The organism is Marinobacter halotolerans, assembly GCF_008795985.1.
In the GTDB taxonomy this organism is placed as follows: domain Bacteria; phylum Pseudomonadota; class Gammaproteobacteria; order Pseudomonadales; family Oleiphilaceae; genus Marinobacter; species Marinobacter halotolerans.
In genome coordinates, this window is sequence record NZ_VMHP01000002.1 from 110604 (window position 1) to 130196 (window position 19593).

Here is a 19593-nt window from a genome sequence, read left to right on the forward strand (position 1 = left end):
TCTGCAAATCTGGAAATTTGTCGCCATTCCTTGAGGGAAGGAATGGTGCCGAGGAGAGGACTTGAACCTCCACGGGGTTGCCCCCACTAGCACCTGAAGCTAGCGTGTCTACCAATTTCACCACCTCGGCAGGTGATTTACAGTTTGTCCGCTGGGTTTCAACTCTATTCGACATCTGAAGAAGCTTCAGATCGTTGATTTTCCGGACATTCTGCTGCGGTCACGGTGTTGCCGATGACCGATGGCGCGTACTTTAATCATTCGCAAAAAAACTGTCAAATGTTTTTTCGTCGCGAATCAGCCTTTGTCACACCCTTATTTTGCCCGCTTGTTGGCCACTGGCGGGCCGGCGGCGTTATACTCTCGCGACACTCAACATCAACGATACACTAAAGTCACCGGCTACTGTGGAGTAGCTGGCACAAGGACACGAATGGTTTCCCGAAAAAAATCTGATCAAGACCCTTATGCCCAGCGTGAGGCAAGCAAATACGACAACCCGATCCACAGTCGTGAATACATCCTTGCCCATCTGAAAGAGCGGGGAGCGCCGGCCACGCACGAAACTCTCTGTGACGAATTTGGTCTGGACTCAGAAGAGAGCATTGAAGCACTCAGGCGCCGCCTGATTGCCATGTGCCGCGATGGGCAGATGATCTGTAATCGTCGCGGGGCCTATCTTCCGATTGAAGAGGCGGACCTGGTCACTGGCCGGGTGATTGGCCATAAAGACGGCTTCGGCTTCCTGGTGCCGGACGACGGTGGCTCTGACCTTTTTCTGACCGCTCGCCAGATGCGCCTGGTTTTTCACGGTGACCGTGTTGCCGCCCGGGTGGATCGTGTGGACGACCGGGGGCGCCGCGAAGGCGTCATTGTTGAGGTGCTGGAATATCGCACAACCCAGACGGTCGGCCGTCTTTTCCACGAAAGCGGCATCTATTTTGTCGTTCCTGAAAATGCCCGCATCAACCACGAGGTGCTGATTCCGGCCGAGCACGTTAATGAAGCGCGGCACGGCCAGTATGTTGTGGTGGACATAGTGCGTCAGCCCTCGGTTCGCACCCAGCCCCTGGGCAAGGTGGTGGAAGTTCTGGGCGAGCACATGGCGCCGGGCATGGAAATCGATGTGGCCATCCGCTCTTACGATATTCCCCACAGCTGGCCGCCGGCTGTCGGCGAGCAGACGGCAGAGATCCCTGATGAAGTCACCGAGCAGGACAAGCAGAATCGCGTGGATCTGCGGCAGCTTAATTTTGTCACCATTGACGATGAATCCGCCCGGGATTTCGACGACGCCATCTACTGCGAATCGCGCCCCAAAGGCGGTTACCGGTTGATGGTAGCGATTGCCGATGTGTCCCATTACGTTCGCCCGAATTCGCCGCTGGATGAAGAAGCCATCAACCGCGGCAACTCGGTGTACTTCCCGGATCACGTGGTTCCCATGTTGCCCGAGAAGCTCTCGAACGGGCTCTGCTCGTTGAATCCGGGCGTTGACCGGCTGTGTATGGTCGCGGACATGACGCTCAGCGCCGCCGGCAATATCAGTGGCTATAAGTTCTACCAGGCGGTGATACACAGCCATGCCCGCCTGACCTATAACAAGGTCAGCGACATGCTGGAGCGGCCGGATTCGGAACCGGGATATCGGTTGTCGGAGCAGTACGCCGACGTGTTGCCCGATCTTCATAACCTCTACGGGCTTTACAAGCTGCTTCGCAAGGCCCGCACCGAGCGTGGTGCCATCGATTTTGAAACCACCGAGACCAAGGTGGTGTTCGATGCCAATCGCAAGATTGAAGAAATTGTTCCGGTTACCCGCAACGATGCCCACAAGATTGTAGAAGAGTGCATGTTGTGCGCCAACGTCGCGACCGCGCGCTTTCTGAGAAAGCACAAGGTTCCTTCCCTTTACCGGGTGCATGACGGGCCTTCGGAAGAGCGGCTGAGTGCGGTGCGCCTGTTCCTCGGTGAACTGGGTCTGCAGCTTGGCGGTGGTGACAAGCCAACCTCGGCCGATTATCAGGAACTGTTGTCCAGCATTTCGGACCGCAGTGATGCCAATGTCATCCAGACGGTCATGTTGCGCTCGCTCAGCCAGGCGGTATACAGCCCGGATGAGGGCGGTCACTTTGGTCTGGGATTCAACAGCTATGCCCACTTTACTTCGCCGATCCGTCGATACCCGGACCTGATCGTCCATCGGGGCATCAAGTCGGTGATTCACGCCGAACAGCGCTCCAAGGATGTTGAGGTTCCGCCCAAGCGGGATCCGGAACTGGCGGAGTATCCGTACGACCATGCTCGCATGCAGCAGCTTGGCGAGCACTGCTCGATGACCGAGCGCCGGGCCGACGACGCCACCCGTGATGTGATGGCGTGGCTCAAGTGCGAGTACCTTCGTGATCAGGTCGGTGAAGAGTATCAGGGCGTCATCGCCTCGGTGGTGCCTTTCGGGTTCTTTGTGGAATTGTCCGGCGTCTATATTGAAGGGCTGGTTCACGTATCCACCCTAGCCGGTGATTTCTTCCATCACGATGCGGCCAAGCATCGCCTGATCGGCGAGCGCACGGCCCAGAGCTTCCGTCTGGGTGACGAGGTGCGGGTCAAGGTGGTTCGTGTCGGGATGGAAGACCGCAAGATCGACCTGGAGCTGACCAGCGAGCCCCAACACCGTCAGGCGGACCGCGATGCGCTGAACGTTGAAAAGCGTGCGCCGAAAGACAAAGACAAAGGGCGGGGCAAGTCGCGGAGCAGGAAGCCCGCTGGTGGTGCCAAGAGGGGCGATAAGCCTGCCCGGTCACGCGCGCCCAAGCCGGAAATGCCCGCAAGCAGTGATGGCAAGATGTCCGCCAGGGACAAGCTGGTGGCCGAAGCCGCTGACCTTGCGCTGAACAGCAAAGATAAAAAGGGCAAAGGGAAAAGCGCGGGCGGCGATCAGAAGCGCAAGCCCCGAAAATCCGGAAAATCAGGGAAATAACCGGTGTCTGACGAGTTTATTTTTGGCTGGCACGCGGTCGAGGCGGTGCTGAAGCAGGAGCCCGCTCGCCTGCAGCAGGTCTGGATCCAGACAGGGCGTCAAGACCGGCGGGTTCAGAGCGTTACCGAAACGCTCGATAGCCTGGGGGTAGCCTGGCAGGTGGTGCACCGTAAAGAGCTGGATCAGCGGGTGTCCGGTGTTCATCAGGGTGTGGTTGCGCAGGTGTCTGAAAGCCGGGAATGGTCGGAAGATGACCTGCTGGAATCTCTGGCCACTCAGGATAAACCCCCTTTCCTGCTGATTCTGGACGGGGTGACCGACCCACACAATCTCGGTGCCTGTCTGCGGACCGCCGATGCGGTGGGCGTTCAGGCGGTGATTGTACCGAAGGACAAGTCAGCGTCGCTTTCGCCCACGGTCCGGAAAGTGGCCTGCGGTGCGGCGGAAACGGTGCCCCTGGTGAGAGTCACCAATCTTGCCCGTTTCATGCGGGTGCTTCGTGATGACGGCGTCTGGCTGATCGGAACCGCCGGTGAAGCCCAGAGCACGCTCTATCAGGCTGACTTCAAAGGCCCTGTTGCGCTGGTAATGGGGGCTGAAGGCAAGGGAATGCGGCGTCTGACCCGTGAGCATTGCGACATGCTGATCAATATTCCCATGCTGGGGCAGGTCGACAGTCTCAACGTGTCGGTGGCAACCGGCGTGTGTCTTTATGAAGCGCTTCGCCAACGGCTTGCATAGTAGGCTCCACCCCCCTAGAATACGGCACCCCTTTTTTTAGGGGCGTTGTCGTTTTGTCTTTTATCCAGTCAATCCGGCGCAGGCTTTTACCAAAAGCAAAAGAAACCGGCAGCTGTGTCTGCCACCTCCTTGCTTCTTGCTGAATACACGCCTTCTGGCGACGGATTCTGTAAGGGGCTGCATAAACCGTAGGGAGAACTCATGCGTCACTACGAAATCGTATTTATGGTACACCCGGATCAGAGCGAGCAAGTGCCCGCGATGATCGAGCGTTATACCAACGTCATCACTGAAGATGGCGGACAGGTACATCGCCTGGAAGATTGGGGCCGTCGTCACCTGGCTTACCCGATCAACAAGATTCACAAGGCTCATTACGTGCTGATGAACGTTGAATGTTCACAGACCGCAATGGACGAGATGACTCACAACTTCCGCTTCAACGATGCCATCATCCGCGACATGATCCTGCGCCGCGACGGTGCCGATACCGATATGTCGCCCATGAAAGCATCCGAGTCCCGTGAAGACCGTCGTGGCGGTGGTGATGATCGCCCGCGTCGTTCCGCCGAATCTGACGACAACCGTCAGTCGGAATCCCAGGACGAAGAAGAGTAAACATTACCGGAGTTGAGGAGTTAAGTTATGGCTCGTTTTTTCAGACGTCGTAAATTCTGCCGCTTCACGGCAGAAGGTGTGAAAGAGATCGATTACAAAGATCTGGACACACTGAAAGGTTACATTACTGAAACCGGCAAAATCGTGCCCAGCCGTATTACAGGCACCAAAGCACGTTATCAGCGTCAGCTGGCTACCGCTATCAAGCGTGCCCGCTACCTGGCACTGCTGCCGTATTCGGACAGCCACGATAACTAAGTAACAGAATTACGGGACTCGGGACCATGCGTGCACTGGCACAATTTGTAATGCGCGGTCCCCTGCAGGCAGGCGGGGTGGCGGTCGTGACGACCGCAATACCGCTGTTGTTCTGGGTTGGTGCGGCAGTCGTGGGCCTGGTTATTCTCAGGCTCGGGATGCGTCAGGGCCTCAATATCGGCCTCTGGGCGTTGTTGCCGGCACTGGGCTGGAGCTTGTTAGGGCAGGACCCGACGGCTCTGGCGGTGCTGCTACAGGTCATGCTGGTGGCATCGGTGCTCAGAACGTCACGGTCTTGGGAAAGGGCTCTGCTCTCGGGCAGCCTGCTGGCGATCATCATTAGTTGGATGTTGCCGATGCTGTACCCGGAACTGATTGATTCCCTGGTACAGACGGGGGTGAGGTTCTACGAGCAGTACAACGCCGAAATGGCGAAAAGTTTCGGAGACAATCTGGAACTGGTCATTCGGCAGACCATGATTGCCAGTATGGCGGGCACCTACCTGTTGACAGGTGTGGGCATGACCATGCTGGCGCGGTCGTGGCATGCCGGGTTTGATAACCCGGGAGGCTTCCGCAGGGAATTTCATTCCCTTCGGCTGTCTCCGGCCATCGCAGTTGGCTGCGTTGCCATCATGGTGGGAGGTTCGGTGATCGGGCTGAACCCCATGCTGATGGGCTGGGCCGGCGGGCTACCGCTGATTCTGGCGGGCCTGGGTCTGGTTCATGGTGTTGTAAGCCGTAAGGGGCTGAGTATTCACTGGCTGGTGTTGTTTTATCTGGCGTTGGTGTTTCTGGGTCCGAGTCTGATGATTCTGTTGTTGGTTCTGGCGTTTGTGGATAGCTGGTTGGACATCCGGGGGCGAATCAAGCCCACGGGCCCGGCTGAATAAAGCACGAAGAGGTTAACGAGATGGAAGTTATTCTGCTCGAAAAAGTAGCAAACCTTGGTTCACTCGGTGACAAGGTCAAGGTCAAGGCCGGTTACGGTCGTAATTTTCTTCTGCCCTATGGCAAGGCTGTTCCGGCAACTGCGGACAACCTGAAAGCGTTCGAAGAGCGCCGTGCCGAGCTTGAGAAAGCCGCCGCTGAAAAGCTGGCCGCTGCCCAGGCTCGTGCCGAAGCCCTGAATGGAGCATCGGTCACGATCACCTCCAAGGCTGGCGAAGAAGGCAAGCTGTTCGGTTCTATCGGTGTGCGCGACATCGCTGATGCGATTACCGCTGCTGGTACCGAGGTAGAAAAGAGCGAAGTTCGTCTGCCGGAAGGCCCCCTGCGCGTTGTGGGTGAGTACGAAATCGAGCTGCAGCTGCACTCGGACGTAAGCGCTTCAATCAACCTTGCGGTCGTTGCTGAGTAAGCGACCAAAAGGCGTTGAGCAATACAGGCCCGGTTCCACGCTAGTGGAATTCCGGGCCTGTTGCGTTCTGGTGTATGCTAGTCGCTACTGAACTCCGGACGAAGACGTATCAATGGCCAACCCCAATTTCCAAGCGGTTTCCACCGACCCCGAAACCAGCCGAATTAAAGTCCCGCCCCATTCCGTGGAAGCCGAACAGGCTGTACTGGGCGGCCTTATGCTGGACAATCGCCGGTTCGACGAGATCGCCGAGATTATTTCCGCGGCCGATTTTTATCGCCAGGACCACCGGCTGATTTTCGGCGCGGCCGAGCGCCTGGCCGGCGAGGGCGAGCCGCTGGATGTGGTCACACTGGCCGAGTTTCTTGACCGCGCGGGAGATATCGAGGACGCCGGCGGCCTGTCCTATCTGGCCGAGCTGGCGGAAAAAACACCTGGCGCCGCGAACATTCGCGCTTACGCCGATATTGTCCGTGAACGCTCGATTCTGCGGCAGCTGGTGGAGGTGTCTGGAAAGATCTCCGATTCCGCTTTTAATCCCCAGGGCCGTAACAGTAACGAGGTGCTGGACGAGGCGGAACGTAACGTCTTCCAGATTGCCGAGTCCCGGGTCAAGGAAGGCACAGGCCCTCAGACCATCAATCCGATTCTGACCAAGGCCCTGAGCCGTATCGAGGAGATGTTCGAGTCCGGCGAGACCACCACCGGCCTGACCACCGGCTTCAAGGACCTGGACGAATGGACCTCTGGCATGCAGCCGTCGGACCTGCTGATTGTCGCCGGCCGACCTTCCATGGGTAAAACCACTTTCGCCATGAACATCGTCGAGAACGCGCTGATCACCACCGGCGCGCCGATTCTGGTGTTCAGCATGGAGATGCCGGCGGATGCGCTGGTGATGCGTATGCTGTCTTCCCTGGGGCGTATCGACCAGAGCAAGATCCGCAGTGGTCGCCTGGAAGAGGACGACTGGCCCCGGCTGACCTCGGCGGTGAGCCTGCTCAAGGACAAGCCCCTGTACATCGACGACACGCCCGGTCTCAGTCCCACCGAAATGCGCTCCCGTGCCCGCCGTATTGCCCGTGAGAACGGCGGTCAGCTGGGGCTGATCATGGTGGACTATCTGCAGCTGATGCGGGTGCCGGGCAATACCGAGGGGCGGACTGCGGAGATTTCCGAGATCTCCCGGTCGCTGAAAGGCCTGGCGAAGGAACTGAGCTGCCCGATGGTGGCACTTTCCCAGCTTAACCGCAGCCTGGAGCAGCGACCCAACAAGCGCCCAGTGAACTCCGACCTTCGTGAATCCGGTGCCATTGAGCAGGACGCGGACGTGATCATGTTCGTGTATCGGGACGAGGTCTACAACGAAGACACCTCGGACAAGGGTATCGCCGAGATTATTATCGGCAAGCAGCGGAATGGCCCGATCGGTACCATCCGCCTGGCGTTTATCGGCAAGTACACCAAGTTCGAAGACCTGGCCCACGGCGATTACGGCGGTGACTACTGATGCCGCGAGCCACTGTTGCCAGAATCAGTACCGAAGCGTTAAGGCACAATTACCGTAAAGCCGTGGCAATGGCTGGTGGCGCCCGGGCTATGGCGGTGATCAAGGCGGACGGCTACGGCCACGGCATTCAGACTGTCGCCCGGGCACTGCGGGAAGATGCGTCCAAGTTTGCGGTTGCCTGCATCGAAGAGGCGCTGGCCATTCGTGGCGCCGGGGTAACGGCGCCGGTGGTTCTTTTGCAGGGCCCGCACAGCCCGGAAGATGTGGCAACCAGTGCCGATCAGGATTTTGAACTGGTGATTCACAGCGAACACCAGTTGCGCTGGCTCGAAGAGTCTGTGCGCGTACCAGCGCTCTGGATCAAGGTGAATACCGGGATGAACCGGCTGGGCTTTGCTCCAGCGGACATCGCCGGTGTCATGGAATTACTGGGAAATGCGGAACTGGCTTCCCGGGTAACGGGCTTTGTCACCCATTTTGCCTGCGCGGACGACGCCAACAGTGATAATACCGCCAGACAGACAGCCTGTTTCCTGGACGCGGTTGACCCGTGGCCGGATCTTTCCAGAAGTCTGGGTAATTCAGCCGCGCATTTTCTGGAAGGGCAGCCACTGTTTGACTGGACGCGCCCCGGCATCATGCTTTACGGCGGCTCGCCGATGATCGGGCAGCTTGGCCCGGAACTGGGGTTGCAGCCGGTGATGACGCTGGAGGCCGAGTTGACCAGTGTGCGTACTTTAAAGCCGGGAGAATCCGTGGGTTATGGCGCATCCTGGACCGCCACTGGCGAGACTCCCATGGGCATTGTGGCCGTGGGCTACGGTGATGGCTATCCACGACATGCGGGCACCGACACGCCGGCCTGGGTGAACGGCCGGCGAATCCGGCTGATTGGCCGTGTCTCCATGGACATGCTGGCAGTAGATCTGACCGAAGCGCCGGACGCGAAACCGGGTGACAAGGTGGAATTATGGGGCCGGAATGTCTCTGTGGACGAGGTTGCCCAGCATGCCGGCACCATTGGCTATGAACTGCTGACCGGCGTTACGGTGCGGGTGCCTCGGGTTCATGAATGATTTCCTCGATAAAATCGAGGATCGCTGACAGACTCTTGTCGTCCAGTTTTTTAAGAACCTTGTAAACCACCATTTTGCTGCCCTTGAGCATGCTGCTGATGCCCATTCTTGCCATACCCATCAGCATGTTGCCGGCATTCAGGCGGCGCAGTGGTTCCAGGAAGAAGAAGTCGAGACCGTTGTCGGTCATGTCTACAATCAGGTCAAACAGTTTGTCGATCGCTTCCTTGTCGGCTTTACCGCGTTCGCGCAGTTCGCTGACGGTGTAAAGTGCCCGGGTGCGAAGCTCATCGGGGATGGGAGCGACAATGTGGCTCTGTTGTTTAAGCATGGCAAGTCCTGTTGTTGTATGCTCGTGGGGTGACTGATTTTCGGTGATCCTAGTGTAATCCTGTGCCGGTGGCTGCCATTGGCTCTGTAACTCTCTTGTCTCGTCATATCAGTGAAATTCGCAAGCTCAAACGGAGGCAGTAACCCAAGTGCACGTGCTGGTCGTTCATGATTATGGTCCCCTGGGAAGGGTATTGCTGGAGACGTTGCGTGAGACGCATCTCCAGGTGAGCCCGTTACTGATCAGTGAAGTGGACAGCGTGGAACTTACTGCGTTGGCAAACTGGGTTCCGGACGACACCGACCTGATTGTCAACGCGCTGTGGCTTGCGGACCCGGAGCTGGCCGAAAATGACCCTGAGTTTGCTCACAAGGCCTCGTTTTCTCTGCCGGTAGCCCTGGCGGAGTATGCCAGTGAGCACAACATGTCTTTGCTGCAGCTTTCTTCCAGCTACGTTTTTGACGGGCGTAAACAGAGTGCCTATATCGCCTCGAATCCGGGCCAGCCGGTGAACGAACTGGGCAACTGGCAGTGGGAATGTGAACAGGCAGTCCGTACCCTGCTGACCCGTCACATACTGCTTCGCACCGGCTGGAGCCTTGGTCGTTTTCTACGCAAAGTTCAGGAGGTTGCGGCCAGGTCCGACACCATTAAGCTGCCGGGCAAGTGCCACGGGCAGCCGGTGACGGTGACTGATCTTGCCCGGGTCATCACCGCCATCGTCAAGCAGATTGATTGTGGTGCCGAAGTCTGGGGCACCTACCAGTACGCCGGAGCAGAGGATATATCGCTCTACGAGCTGGGCCTTGCCATTGCCGGCCTGCCGGGTATTCCCAGCGGCCTGCGAGTGGTAGATGAGATGGCGGACTGGGCGAAACTGGAGCCTGCCAACGCCACCATGATCTGCACCAAGATCCGCAATACCTTTGGCATCAAACAGCTTCCCTGGCGCTCCGGCCTTTCCGAAGAGCTGGGCCTGCTGTCCCGTCAGGAACGTCAGTCAGAGTTTACCGACTGACCTCGGCTTCGGCTGTTTCCCGCTCGACCATTGCAGGCGTTTCGAGAGACATCCGGCCGAGTTTTCCGGCCCGGAATTCGTTCAGCAGAACCTCCGCTACCTTGTGCAGATCGGGAACACCACCACGCCGGAAAAACCGCCGCTTGGCGGCGATGCCATCCATCAGTGCCAGCCCGTCCACAGGGGTTTCCTCAAATCCGTACCGAGCGAGTATCTGTTCAGGATAGGCCTGCAGAAGGTAGTCCGCGGCAAACAGCGCCACGTCCTCGAACTCGATGACGGCACTGCGGATGGCGCCGCTGATGGCCAGCCGATAGCCACAGGCCTCCGGCTCCAGTTTGGGCCAGAGAAACCCAGGTGTGTCATAAAGCAGCACGTTTTCCGGCAGCTTGATCGCCTGTTGTGCGCGGGTAACCGCCGGCTCATTGCCTGTCTTCGCCGCAGGCCGACCGGCCAGGGTATTGATCAGTGTGGATTTCCCCACGTTGGGGATACCCAGGATCATCACCCGCAGGGCACTTTTCTGGCGGTCGTGCCCCGGTGTCATATCATTGGCCAGACGCAGTATCTCCAGCGCCTCGCTACGCTGGTTGTGGGTCATGGTGATGGCCCGTACGCCCCGCTCTTTTTCCAGCCAAGCCTGCCATTGGGCCGTTATTTCCGGATCTGCCAGATCCCGTTTGTTCAGTACCTTGATGACCGGCGTGTCCCCGCGCAGGGCCGGCACCAGGGGGTTTTCACTGGAGAAGGGTAGGCGCGCATCCAGAACTTCGATGATCAGGTCCATCTGGGGCATGATCTTTTTGATCTCCTTGCGGGCCTTGTGCATATGCCCTGGAAACCAGTTAATGGCCATTGAGGTGAACTCCGTCGTGGGTGGCTGAAAAACTGCGGGAATGGCGTAACGGCGCCATTATGGACGGGAATGACCAAATTTTCACATTTCCGTGAGCGCCCGTATGGCAGGCGCTCTGGCGGGCCATGGTGGGACGTGTGTACAAAAATGAGGGTAATGGGATGAAATCCGGGTTTGATTTGTACTAGGGTGTAGGGCTTGAAAGTTAAATTGTCTGTTTGAAAGATCTTGGAGATCAATCTATGAAGCTCGTAAAACTGTTTGGAACTGCGCTGATCGCCCTCGGCCTCAGTACTGCTGCCGTTGCTCAGCAATCCGGGGGTCAGCCGGATCAGGTCGATCAACTTGCCCAGATGGTCGGTTTGTCCGATGAGCAGCAGAAGGAAATTCGCGGCATTCTCGAAGACATGCAGGGCGAAATCCAGCAGCTCCGTCAGCAGGCCCAGCAACTGCAGCAGCAGATTCAGGGGCAGATCAAGCCTGATTACGATGAGTCAGCCATTCGCGAGAACGCAGAAGAGCTCGGTGACATCACCGGTGAAATTGCGGCTCTGTCCACTCTGATGCAGGCCAAAGTAGACGAAGTCTTCACCGAAGAGCAGCGTGAAACGCTGAATAAGCGCATGCAGCAGATGCAGCAGCAGATGCAACAGCAGCGTCAGATGCAGCAGCAGTAATTACCAAGGCCTTGCAGAAAACCGCCCCCGCCGTTCAGGCGCGGGCGGTTTTTTTATGCCTGTTTGCCGAAAGGCTTCACTAACACGATCAGTCGGGGGAGCAGGGTAAGGGCGCCCAGCAGGGCCATAAACATGGCAAACCCGGTGAACAGACCGAAGTAGATAGTGGGAATGAAGTTCGACAGCACCAGAATCGAAAAGCCGGTAATGATTGTCAGCGAGGTAAAGAACATCGCCTGCCCGATGCTGCGGTGGCAGCGGTGCATGGTAGCGATGTAGTCGCCGTCCTTGGTGAACTCTGTTTTGAAGCGGTGGATGTAATGAATGGTGTCGTCCACCGCGATACCCACGGTAATCGCAGCCACGGTAATGGTCATCATATCCAGTGGAACGCCCAGCCAGCCCATCAGCCCCAGGACCGAACCAGCGGCAATCAGATTGGGCGCCATGCCAACCAGCGCCAGTTTTACTGAGCGGAACAGCACCAGGAACATGGCCATAATGGCCAGGAACACCACGCCGATGGTCTTGATCTGGGAATCGAACAGGCTCTGCAGCATGTTGTTGTACATCACCATCATGCCAGTGATCTGCACCTGATCGTCCTGGAAGCCCATGTCTTCGGTCAGATGAGTACGGATATTCTCCAGCAATTGGTCTCGTTCCAGATCCTGGGAGGTCTCCAGTACACGGATGCTGAAGCGGGACTGATCGTGCTCTTCGCTAATGTAGGGGGTGAGCAGGATATCCTTCAGGTCTTTAGGTATCTGCGAGGGCACGAAGGCAAGCTGCAGGGCATCCAGAGGTTCGCCACCGTTCACCCGGGCGAGAATATCCAGAGTGGTCACGATGGACAGCACCTTGCCGGTTTGGGGCAGACTGTCCAGATAGTTGTGAACCTTCCGCAGGCGTTCCATTTTCTGGTATGTGAACCAGGTGTCACGGTACTCCTCGTCGCCTCCACAGTCCTCCACAAATGGGTCACAGCCGCTGGCAAAGGGATCGCCGCCAGGCTGTGCTTCGGCCTCCGGAGGCGCTTCGTCGGTAATCACGATGTCCAGGGGCGTGGTGCCGCCGAGGCGGTTGTCGATGGTCACCATGCCCTGATGGATTTCCGTGCTGGACTTGAAGTAGTTGATGAAACTGTTCTCTACAGTGAGCCGGTTCAGGCCAATTACACAGAGCACGGCAATAATGCCGGAGCCCACAAACACCGTCTTGCCGAAACGCTCGGTGAAGTTTGCGAACCGGTCAGTGAACGGCACCCGGTCCGATTTCACCCGGTCGTCCAGGGGCGGTGGCATAAGGGCCAGCAGCGCCGGGAACACAATAAAGGTGATCAGGAAAGCCACCATTAGGCCCAGGGTCATCATCCAGCCGAAATCGATCACCGGGCGAATGCCGCTGAAGGTCAGCGAACCAAAGGCCACGATGGTGGTGATGGCCATGTAGAAACAGGGCTTGATCATTGCCAGAAGCGTGCGCCGCAGAATGTCCTGTGACTCCGCCTCGGGGTCGTCGTGCTGAAATTCCCGGTAGCGGACGATCAGGTGAATGGTCAGCGACAGGGTCATGATCAGCAGCAGCGACACAAAGTTGGAGGAAATCACCGTGACCGGCCAGCGCATCCAGCTCAAATAGCCGATCATCAGCCAGACGGTGAAACTGCAACACAGCAGTGGTACCAGTACCCAGCGCCACTGGCGGAAGATGATTGCCAGGGTCAGCAGCAGGAATAAAAGCACGCCTACTCCGAAGGTGGAAAGATCGTTCTGGATAAAGCGGATCATGTCGGCAACGATCATGGGCACGCCGCCAAGATAGATCTCGGCGCGGTCCCGGTAGCTGTCGAGGATGTCGCGCACGTTGCTGATGGTGCGGTCCCTCTGTTCACCCTGTGCTTCGGTGAACTCTATGAATTGCTGGCTGACGCTTTCCAGTTGCTGTTTTTCCTCAGCCGAGGCCTGGCCACTGTCGACCTTGTCCTGTAGGCGGTTGCGCTTGTAAAGCAGCTCGAAATACCGGTCTGGCGTGGGAAGGTTGACCTGTATTGCCGTGGTGCGGCCGTCCTCACTGATCAGCAGGTTGGGGTAGAGCGGGTTGTTCAGCAGCGCCTTGCGGGCCGTATCCGGCGGGACTTGGTCCTCATCAATGGTTTTGATCTCGGAGTCCACGGTGTCCAGTGTCAGGTCGGGACTGTGTAGCAGCGGGACGTTGAGGATGCTGTTTGTAGAACTCACGTTCTCCAGCGCGGCGAGCTCATTGCGTAGGGACCTCAGCAGGGCCAGGCCTTCCTTGCTGAACAGTTCCTGTTCCGGCGTGAAGGTGACAATCAGAAAATCATCGGAGCTGGTAAACCGACGATTTACCTGGCGGTACTGCTCCAGCTCGCGGTCATCCTCCAGAACCAGTGATTCGGCTGAGGCGTCGAGGCGGAAATGATCCAGCCTCAGGCTGGCAATTACCAGCAAGGCGCCAAACAGAAGCAGTGCCAGAACGGGATGGGGAAAAATCAGCCGGTCATAAAACGATCGAAGCCAGGACATTACAAACAGCGCCTTTCACAACGGAAGTGAAGGCAGAGTGTGCCACAAACTGTCAGTCGACGGTGACCCTGTTTGAGGCCTGTTCCAGGGAATCGATCAGCCGTTTCAGGCGCTGGCTCATCTCCGCGCTTTCGGTAAGCTGGGTAACCATGCTTTGGGTGGTTTCGCGAATGCTCTGGACATTGGCCAGCACGTCGTCCGTGGCGCCCGTCTGGTCGGCCGACACGTCGGCGATTTCCTGGTTGGTTTGATCGATGCGTCCCACCACTGAGTTGATGGCGTCCAGGGATTTCCGCGCCTCGTCGGATTCCTCCACGCACTTTGTGGCGTCGCCGGAGCTGGAGTTCATCTGATTCACCGCTCCTTCCATAGCTGACAGCAGGCGGTCGATGGTGCCCTGAATCTGCTCCGTGGAATCCTGCACCCGCTGGGCCAGTTTGCGTACTTCGTCTGCCACTACGGCAAAGCCCCGGCCGTGCTCGCCGGCCCGAGCAGCTTCTATGGCCGCATTCAGTGCTAGCAGATTGGTCTGTTCGGCAATGCCCTTGATTTCGGCAACGGCTTTACTGATTTCATGGCTGTTGGCCGCCAGTGCCTGCACGCTGTCGGCGGAACTCTGGATGGCGGTTGAGAGCCGGCGGATGGAATCGGCGCTGCGACTGACCCGGTCGCTGCCATCAATGGCGGTGGTTCTGGCTTCCCGGGACAGGGTTTTGGCGATGCCGGCCTGCTCTGCGATACCGCCAAAGCTCTGCAGCATGGTTTCGACCACCTCGGCGCTGCGGTCTGCGCCCGCCTGCTGGCGGCCGAGATCATCGCGGCGGGCTTCCGCTGCAGCCGTCAGTTCGTGCACCTCCCGGTGCAGGTGGTCGGTGGCCTCTTTCATGCTTTTGACCACGCCCATGGTGCGGTCCTGCATGGCGTTGAAGGCCTGGCCCATCTCGCCTATCTCGTCGGTAGAGTCAATCTGCGCGCGTTCACTCAGATTGCCTGACGCCTGCACTGACACCATGGTTTTCTTGAGGCGGACAACATGTCGCTCGATAAATGAAATCAGCAGCTGTGAGCAGGCCATTTCCAACGCCATCAGAGCAGCCACAACCAGGGCGAAGCCACCGGCGGTTTCGCTGAACAACTCTGAAAATGGCCGGTTGGTGAGCCCGGCTATGGTGTTCATGGCGTAGAGCACCAGCAGGCAGAGCACCACAAACACAACAATATTGAGTAGCCAGAACTTGTATTTAAGCCGGGCATTCCTGAGCAGTTGAAGCATGGCTGATCTCAGTCAACGGCCTTTACAGGGATTTGCTGGGCGTTCGATGAAGCGGGGACTTCCGGTACCGCAAGGCCAAGATTGTTCTTTTCGAAAACGCGATCGGCGCGATAGCTGGAGCGCACCATGGGGCCGGAGGGCACTTCCATAAAGCCTTTTTCCAGGCCGATCTCACGGTAACGGTTGAAGGCTTCCGGGGTGACGTATTCCTCCACCGGCAGGTGGTTCTGGGTCGGTCGCAGGTATTGGCCCAGGGTCAGGATATCCACATCAATGGCCCGCAGGTCATCCATGGTTTGCAGGATCTCTTCCTCTGTTTCACCCAGGCCCAGCATCAGGCTGGTTTTGGTGAGCACGTCCGGCCGGTGCTTCTTGGCGTGGGCCAGCACGCTGAGGGTTTTTTCATAGCCTGCCCGTGGATCCCGGACACGAGAGGTCAGGCGTTTTACGGTCTCCACATTCTGAGCGAACACGTCCAGGCCCGAATCCACCACTTTCTCAACGTGCTCCATCACCGCATCGAAATCCGGCGTCAAAGCTTCAACCGCAACGTGCGGCGTGCGTTCCTTGATTGCGGATACGCAGGCAGCGTAATGGGCGGCGCCGCCGTCTTCCAGGTCGTCCCGGTCAACGGAGGTCAGCACGATGTATCTCAGGCCCATGAGCTCCACGGATTTGGCGGTATTTTCCGGTTCTTCCTGGTCCAGCCAGCCCTTGGGGTTGCCGGTATCCACCGCACAGAAACGGCAGGCACGGGTGCAGACGGAGCCCATCACCATGATGGTGGCGGTTCCGTTGCTCCAGCATTCGCCGATATTGGGGCAATGGGATTCCTGGCAGACGGTGCTTAGGCGGTGCTCGCTGACGTTCTTGCGCACCGCTTCGTAGCGCTCGCCACCGGGCATGCGAGCCCGCAGCCAGGAAGGTTTGCGCTGGGTCTTGGTGTCGATGATGCCCGAGCCCGAGCGCTTGATTCCGTCCTTGATGGCGGAAAAGCCATGTTCATTGCGGAATTTCGAACCGCTGGTGACGCGGGGCTTTGCGCTGTCGCTCATTGCAGTGGGACTCTCTATCGATCGGGCAAGTTCAGGAAAGTAAAGCCTATGGTTAAAAGGGTAATCCGGCGCCGGGATTGTTACAAGGCAGATAGGGATAATCACGGGGGCGCCGGGCACGACCTTAGTCGCACCCGGGTTTTCGTTCGCTTCAGGCCGTGGCTTTATTCAGCGCCTGGCTAATGTCGGCGATGATGTCGTCCACATGCTCGATGCCAATGGACAAACGCACTAGGTCTTCACTAACGCCCGCGCTTTTAAGCTCTTCGGGATTGAGCTGGCGGTGGGTCGTGGTGGCCGGGTGGCAAGCCAGGGATTTGGCATCGCCGATATTGACCAAACGGTAGATCAGCTCCAGCGCATCAATAAACTTCGCGCCGGCTTCCAGGCCGCCCTTGATACCGAAACTCAGAATGCCGGACGCCTTGCCACCGCATATCTTGTCGCAGGTGGCTTTGTAGGGGCTGCCGGGCAGGGCGGCGTAATTGACCCATTCCACCGAGGGATGGCTGTGCAGGAACTGAGCGACCTTCTCTGCATTTTCACAGTGCCTTTCCATTCTCAGGGCCAGGGTTTCCAGCCCCTGCATGATCAGGAAAGCATTGAACGGGGACAGAGCTGCACCCGTGTTGCGCAGCGGAACCACGCGACACCGGCCGATGAAGGCAGCTTCACCGAGCGCTTCGGTGTAGACCACGCCGTGGTAGGAGGGGTCTGGCTCGTTCAGCATGGGGAATTTGGCAGCGTTGGCTTTCCAGTCGAACTTGCCGGAATCCACCACAACGCCAGCCACCGTGGTGCCGTGACCGCCGATGTACTTGGTGAGTGAGTGAACCACGATATCCGCACCGTGTTCGATGGGGCGACACAGGAAAGGCGTACCCACGGTGTTGTCAACGATCAACGGAACGCCATGCCTGTGGGCAATCTCGGCCCAGCGCTGGATATCCACCACGTTCCCCGCAGGATTGCCGATGGACTCGCAGAACAGGGCCCGGGTGTTGTCATCAATGGCTTTTTCCACCGCGTCGAAATCATCATGGCGCACCATCCGGCAGTCGATGCCCTGGTTCGGCAGCGAGTGGGCAAAGAGGTTGTAGGTGCCGCCATAGAGCTGGCCGGTGCTGACGATGTTGTTGCCCACTTTGCAGATGGTCTGCAGGGAATAAAGGATGGCCGCCATACCCGAGGCTACGGCAAGGGCTCCTACGCCGCCTTCGAGCTGCGCCATGCGCTCTTCCAGCACCGCATTCGTGGGGTTCATGATGCGGGTGTAGATATTGCCCTGCACCTTAAGGTCGAACAGGTCCGCACCATGCTGGGTGTCGTCGAAGGTGTAGGACGTGGTCTGGTAGATTGGGGTGGTTGCCGCATTGGTGGCCGGATCGCCGTTAAATCCGGCGTGAAGGGCGATAGTCTCTGGTTTCATTGTTCTGGTCCCTGCGAAAACGGATGAGTGAAACAATTCCGACCGGAATTATGGCATGACAGCACAGTCTTCGCAGTTTTCCGGGATCAAAAAAAACCTGACTCTTTCGAGCCAGGTTTTTGAATACTGGTAGCAAGGGGCGGAGTCGAACCGCCGACCCCGGCATTATGAGTGCCGTGCTCTAACCAACTGAGCTACCTTGCCATCGCTCCACCAATGGGAGCGGCGCGTATATTATGGTTGGGGCTTGTAAGTGTCAAGAGCCTGACTGTTTTTCGACTCAATCAAGAATGATTATTGTTTACGCTTCATAGTATTTTCATTAGAATAGCGCGGTCATTCAGCGGGACACGAACCTATGACCATTCGCGCCCTTGCCCCCCTGTTTGTGGGGGACTTCGAACACTACCGGCACGTTCTTGTACTGCCGGACGATCGGCGGCCGGGTATCCCGGCCAGCGAGCTGATTACCTGTGATGGCCTGACCTGGCTGTTGGAGCAGTACGGTCGTCATCAGCCCGGCGAGGACCGGCGGGCGCTGGTGTCCCAGTGGTCGCGGTTCTATTTCGTGAAACTGATTGTGCCCACGGTCGCCGCGAACCTGGTCCTGGGGCACGAATTGCCGGTGGCGATCGACCGCCTCGAGGTCATTCTCAGCGACGACGGCCTGCCGGAAGCCTTCCGCCTACCCCACGAGGGCAAACCGTTCGCCCGCAAGCCTGAGGGGCCTTTCGAGCGCTTTGAGGCGCTGCTGGAAGGCAACCTGGCGCCAATGGTGGAGGGCTGGCACCATCAGGTCAGGTTGTCCAGAAAGGTGTTATGGAACAATGCGGCCAATTATCTGGAGTGGCTGATTGGCGCTATGGCCGGGCTGGGTGTGCCAACGGCAATGCTGGCGGATGGTAAGCGTCTTGTCGAGTGGGAGCGTCGTCCCGACGGGCATCGCAACCCCATGTATAGCCCGGTGCGTTACGTAGAGCGCGAGCGCGGTCCGTCGCCGCTGCGTCAGCGGCGCCAATGCTGCATCCGGTATCGTCTGCCGGATCTGGCGCTTTGCGAGAACTGCCCTCACATTGACCGGCCGCCGAAAGGCGCGCGCCTGCCGGAAAGCCTGATTCAACGCTGCTGATCAGCGGGCACCGCCACCAGGCTTATTGCATGGTCGTTTTCAACGACAAACTGGGCGTCGATTTCGCGGCCTGCAGGCCATTGCGCCGATAGTTCGGTCAGCAGCCTTAGTCGCCCAGTGCCATCCTCAGTTTGTGAAACCAGCTCTGCGTCCTGGAAATAGAAACGCTGACCAGTCAGCGGATAGAGCGCCTTAAAAAGACTCTCTTTCATGGAAAAAACGAGGGTGACCAGCCAACCTGCGTGTTCGTCCAGTTCGACCTGGAATCGCTTCTGCTCTGCAGGTGTGAGGATCTTTCGAGCCAGTGCGGTTGCGCGTCGGTCAGAGAGAAGGGTTTCGGCATCCAGGCCAAGCCCGGCGAAGTGCGGCTTCGGGCCGGCTACAGCCGCAGCCCAGCCCTGGGTGTGGGTTATAGAGCCGACACAACCGTCTGGCCATATGGGCGCGCCATCGTCGCCGCGAGCGGGGGTCACCGAATTGCCGGTTGTCGCCAGCAGGCACTGACGCGCACACAGGCGGCCGGCAAGATATTCCGCCTGGCGCTTTTCGACGGCCCCGGTGATTGAGAGGGGCGGGGTGATATCACAGCGCCGAAAGTCGTCAGGTCTGAGCCCGGCCGATTCGAAGCTCAGGCTGACCATGGTCAGCCCCGTTGGCTGCTGCGTCCATGGCCATTGATCAACTGGTGTGCCGCAGCAGGAGGGCAGGAAAGTCACCGTCCGATCACTCCCGCCGG

The 19593-nt window shown here is 58.3% G+C and carries 18 protein-coding genes and 2 tRNA genes; 11 read left to right on the top strand and 9 right to left on the bottom strand.

Going from position 1 to position 19593, the window contains the following annotated elements; translation table 11 throughout:
* Positions 1-43: 43 nt before the first annotated feature.
* Positions 44-130 (bottom strand) — tRNA-Leu (locus FPL19_RS10810).
* A 303-nt stretch (positions 131-433) separates the two neighbouring features.
* Between FPL19_RS10810 and rnr the strand changes: the two genes are divergently transcribed.
* The 8 genes from rnr (at position 434) to alr (ending at position 8543) form a co-directional block, all read left to right on the top strand.
* Complete coding sequence (gene rnr, locus FPL19_RS10815) at positions 434-2980, top strand: ribonuclease R (RefSeq protein WP_150912583.1); 2547 nt, start codon at positions 434-436, stop codon at positions 2978-2980.
* Between the two features lie 3 nt (positions 2981-2983).
* A complete protein-coding gene (gene rlmB / locus FPL19_RS10820) occupies positions 2984-3721 on the top strand; it encodes a 23S rRNA (guanosine(2251)-2'-O)-methyltransferase RlmB (RefSeq protein WP_150912584.1) in 738 nt (245 codons plus the stop codon).
* A 201-nt stretch (positions 3722-3922) separates the two neighbouring features.
* Positions 3923-4339, top strand: coding sequence for a 30S ribosomal protein S6 (gene rpsF / locus FPL19_RS10825; protein WP_150912585.1), 417 nt, complete (start codon positions 3923-3925; stop codon positions 4337-4339).
* A 27-nt stretch (positions 4340-4366) separates the two neighbouring features.
* Positions 4367-4597 (top strand): 30S ribosomal protein S18, encoded by a 231-nt coding sequence (gene rpsR, locus FPL19_RS10830; RefSeq protein ID WP_007154918.1) that lies wholly within the window; start codon positions 4367-4369, stop codon positions 4595-4597.
* Between the two features lie 26 nt (positions 4598-4623).
* Positions 4624-5490, top strand: coding sequence for a YybS family protein (locus FPL19_RS10835; protein ID WP_150912586.1), 867 nt, complete (start codon positions 4624-4626; stop codon positions 5488-5490).
* 20 nt (positions 5491-5510) lie between these two features.
* Positions 5511-5957: a 50S ribosomal protein L9 gene (gene rplI, locus FPL19_RS10840; protein WP_150912587.1), complete on the top strand. Its 447-nt coding sequence runs from the start codon at positions 5511-5513 to the stop codon at positions 5955-5957.
* A gap of 112 nt (positions 5958-6069) precedes the next feature.
* Positions 6070-7467, top strand: a complete 1398-nt coding sequence (dnaB, locus tag FPL19_RS10845) for a replicative DNA helicase (RefSeq protein WP_150912588.1) — start codon at positions 6070-6072, stop codon at positions 7465-7467.
* Positions 7467-8543, top strand: a complete 1077-nt coding sequence (alr, locus tag FPL19_RS10850; protein ID WP_150912589.1) for an alanine racemase — start codon at positions 7467-7469, stop codon at positions 8541-8543. Before dnaB ends, alr begins: the two co-directional genes overlap by 1 nt.
* Here alr and FPL19_RS10855 read toward each other — a convergent pair.
* Positions 8512-8874, bottom strand: a complete 363-nt coding sequence (locus FPL19_RS10855; protein WP_150912590.1) for a hypothetical protein — start codon at positions 8872-8874, stop codon at positions 8512-8514. The genes alr and FPL19_RS10855 overlap by 32 nt on opposite strands.
* Before the next feature lie 148 nt (positions 8875-9022).
* On the opposite strand from FPL19_RS10855, the gene FPL19_RS10860 reads away from it, so the two are divergent.
* Positions 9023-9892 (top strand): sugar nucleotide-binding protein, encoded by an 870-nt coding sequence (locus FPL19_RS10860; protein ID WP_150912591.1) that lies wholly within the window; start codon positions 9023-9025, stop codon positions 9890-9892.
* On the opposite strand, the gene ylqF is transcribed toward FPL19_RS10860, so the two are convergent.
* Positions 9882-10748: a ribosome biogenesis GTPase YlqF gene (gene ylqF / locus FPL19_RS10865; RefSeq protein WP_150912592.1), complete on the bottom strand. Its 867-nt coding sequence runs from the start codon at positions 10746-10748 to the stop codon at positions 9882-9884. The two genes, FPL19_RS10860 and ylqF, sit on opposite strands and share 11 nt — an antisense overlap.
* A gap of 242 nt (positions 10749-10990) precedes the next feature.
* On the opposite strand from ylqF, the gene FPL19_RS10870 reads away from it, so the two are divergent.
* A complete protein-coding gene (locus FPL19_RS10870) occupies positions 10991-11425 on the top strand; it encodes a Spy/CpxP family protein refolding chaperone (protein WP_150912593.1) in 435 nt (144 codons plus the stop codon).
* A 53-nt stretch (positions 11426-11478) separates the two neighbouring features.
* Here FPL19_RS10870 and FPL19_RS10875 read toward each other — a convergent pair whose 3' ends face one another.
* The 5 genes from FPL19_RS10875 to FPL19_RS10895 form a co-directional block, all read right to left on the bottom strand.
* Complete coding sequence (locus FPL19_RS10875; RefSeq protein ID WP_150912594.1) at positions 11479-13971, bottom strand: efflux RND transporter permease subunit; 2493 nt, start codon at positions 13969-13971, stop codon at positions 11479-11481.
* 52 nt (positions 13972-14023) lie between these two features.
* Complete coding sequence (locus FPL19_RS10880) at positions 14024-15244, bottom strand: methyl-accepting chemotaxis protein (RefSeq protein WP_150912595.1); 1221 nt, start codon at positions 15242-15244, stop codon at positions 14024-14026.
* 8 nt (positions 15245-15252) lie between these two features.
* Positions 15253-16299: a lipoyl synthase gene (lipA, locus tag FPL19_RS10885; protein ID WP_150912596.1), complete on the bottom strand. Its 1047-nt coding sequence runs from the start codon at positions 16297-16299 to the stop codon at positions 15253-15255.
* Between the two features lie 151 nt (positions 16300-16450).
* Positions 16451-17728: an O-acetylhomoserine aminocarboxypropyltransferase/cysteine synthase family protein gene (locus FPL19_RS10890; RefSeq protein ID WP_150912597.1), complete on the bottom strand. Its 1278-nt coding sequence runs from the start codon at positions 17726-17728 to the stop codon at positions 16451-16453.
* Between the two features lie 127 nt (positions 17729-17855).
* Positions 17856-17932, bottom strand: a tRNA-Met gene (locus FPL19_RS10895).
* Positions 17933-18086: 154 nt separating this feature from the next.
* On the opposite strand from FPL19_RS10895, the gene fhuF reads away from it, so the two are divergent.
* Positions 18087-18857: a siderophore-iron reductase FhuF gene (gene fhuF / locus FPL19_RS10900; RefSeq protein WP_150912598.1), complete on the top strand. Its 771-nt coding sequence runs from the start codon at positions 18087-18089 to the stop codon at positions 18855-18857.
* Here fhuF and FPL19_RS10905 read toward each other — a convergent pair.
* Complete coding sequence (locus FPL19_RS10905; protein ID WP_150912599.1) at positions 18845-19573, bottom strand: 4'-phosphopantetheinyl transferase family protein; 729 nt, start codon at positions 19571-19573, stop codon at positions 18845-18847. The genes fhuF and FPL19_RS10905 overlap by 13 nt on opposite strands.
* Positions 19574-19593: the final 20 nt, after the last annotated feature.

Coding starts and splice junctions, on each gene's coding strand:
- FPL19_RS10890 (WP_150912597.1), bottom strand. CDS start 17,728: ATGAAACCAGAGACTATCGCCCTTCACGCCGGATTTAACGGCGATCCG.
- fhuF (WP_150912598.1), top strand. CDS start 18,087: ATGACCATTCGCGCCCTTGCCCCCCTGTTTGTGGGGGACTTCGAACAC.
- rpsR (WP_007154918.1), top strand. CDS start 4,367: ATGGCTCGTTTTTTCAGACGTCGTAAATTCTGCCGCTTCACGGCAGAA.
- ylqF (WP_150912592.1), bottom strand. CDS start 10,748: ATGGCCATTAACTGGTTTCCAGGGCATATGCACAAGGCCCGCAAGGAG.
- rnr (WP_150912583.1), top strand. CDS start 434: ATGGTTTCCCGAAAAAAATCTGATCAAGACCCTTATGCCCAGCGTGAG.
- FPL19_RS10855 (WP_150912590.1), bottom strand. CDS start 8,874: ATGCTTAAACAACAGAGCCACATTGTCGCTCCCATCCCCGATGAGCTT.
- alr (WP_150912589.1), top strand. CDS start 7,467: ATGCCGCGAGCCACTGTTGCCAGAATCAGTACCGAAGCGTTAAGGCAC.
- FPL19_RS10880 (WP_150912595.1), bottom strand. CDS start 15,244: ATGCTTCAACTGCTCAGGAATGCCCGGCTTAAATACAAGTTCTGGCTA.
- FPL19_RS10875 (WP_150912594.1), bottom strand. CDS start 13,971: ATGTCCTGGCTTCGATCGTTTTATGACCGGCTGATTTTTCCCCATCCC.
- rplI (WP_150912587.1), top strand. CDS start 5,511: ATGGAAGTTATTCTGCTCGAAAAAGTAGCAAACCTTGGTTCACTCGGT.
- rpsF (WP_150912585.1), top strand. CDS start 3,923: ATGCGTCACTACGAAATCGTATTTATGGTACACCCGGATCAGAGCGAG.
- lipA (WP_150912596.1), bottom strand. CDS start 16,299: ATGAGCGACAGCGCAAAGCCCCGCGTCACCAGCGGTTCGAAATTCCGC.
- FPL19_RS10835 (WP_150912586.1), top strand. CDS start 4,624: ATGCGTGCACTGGCACAATTTGTAATGCGCGGTCCCCTGCAGGCAGGC.
- FPL19_RS10870 (WP_150912593.1), top strand. CDS start 10,991: ATGAAGCTCGTAAAACTGTTTGGAACTGCGCTGATCGCCCTCGGCCTC.
- dnaB (WP_150912588.1), top strand. CDS start 6,070: ATGGCCAACCCCAATTTCCAAGCGGTTTCCACCGACCCCGAAACCAGC.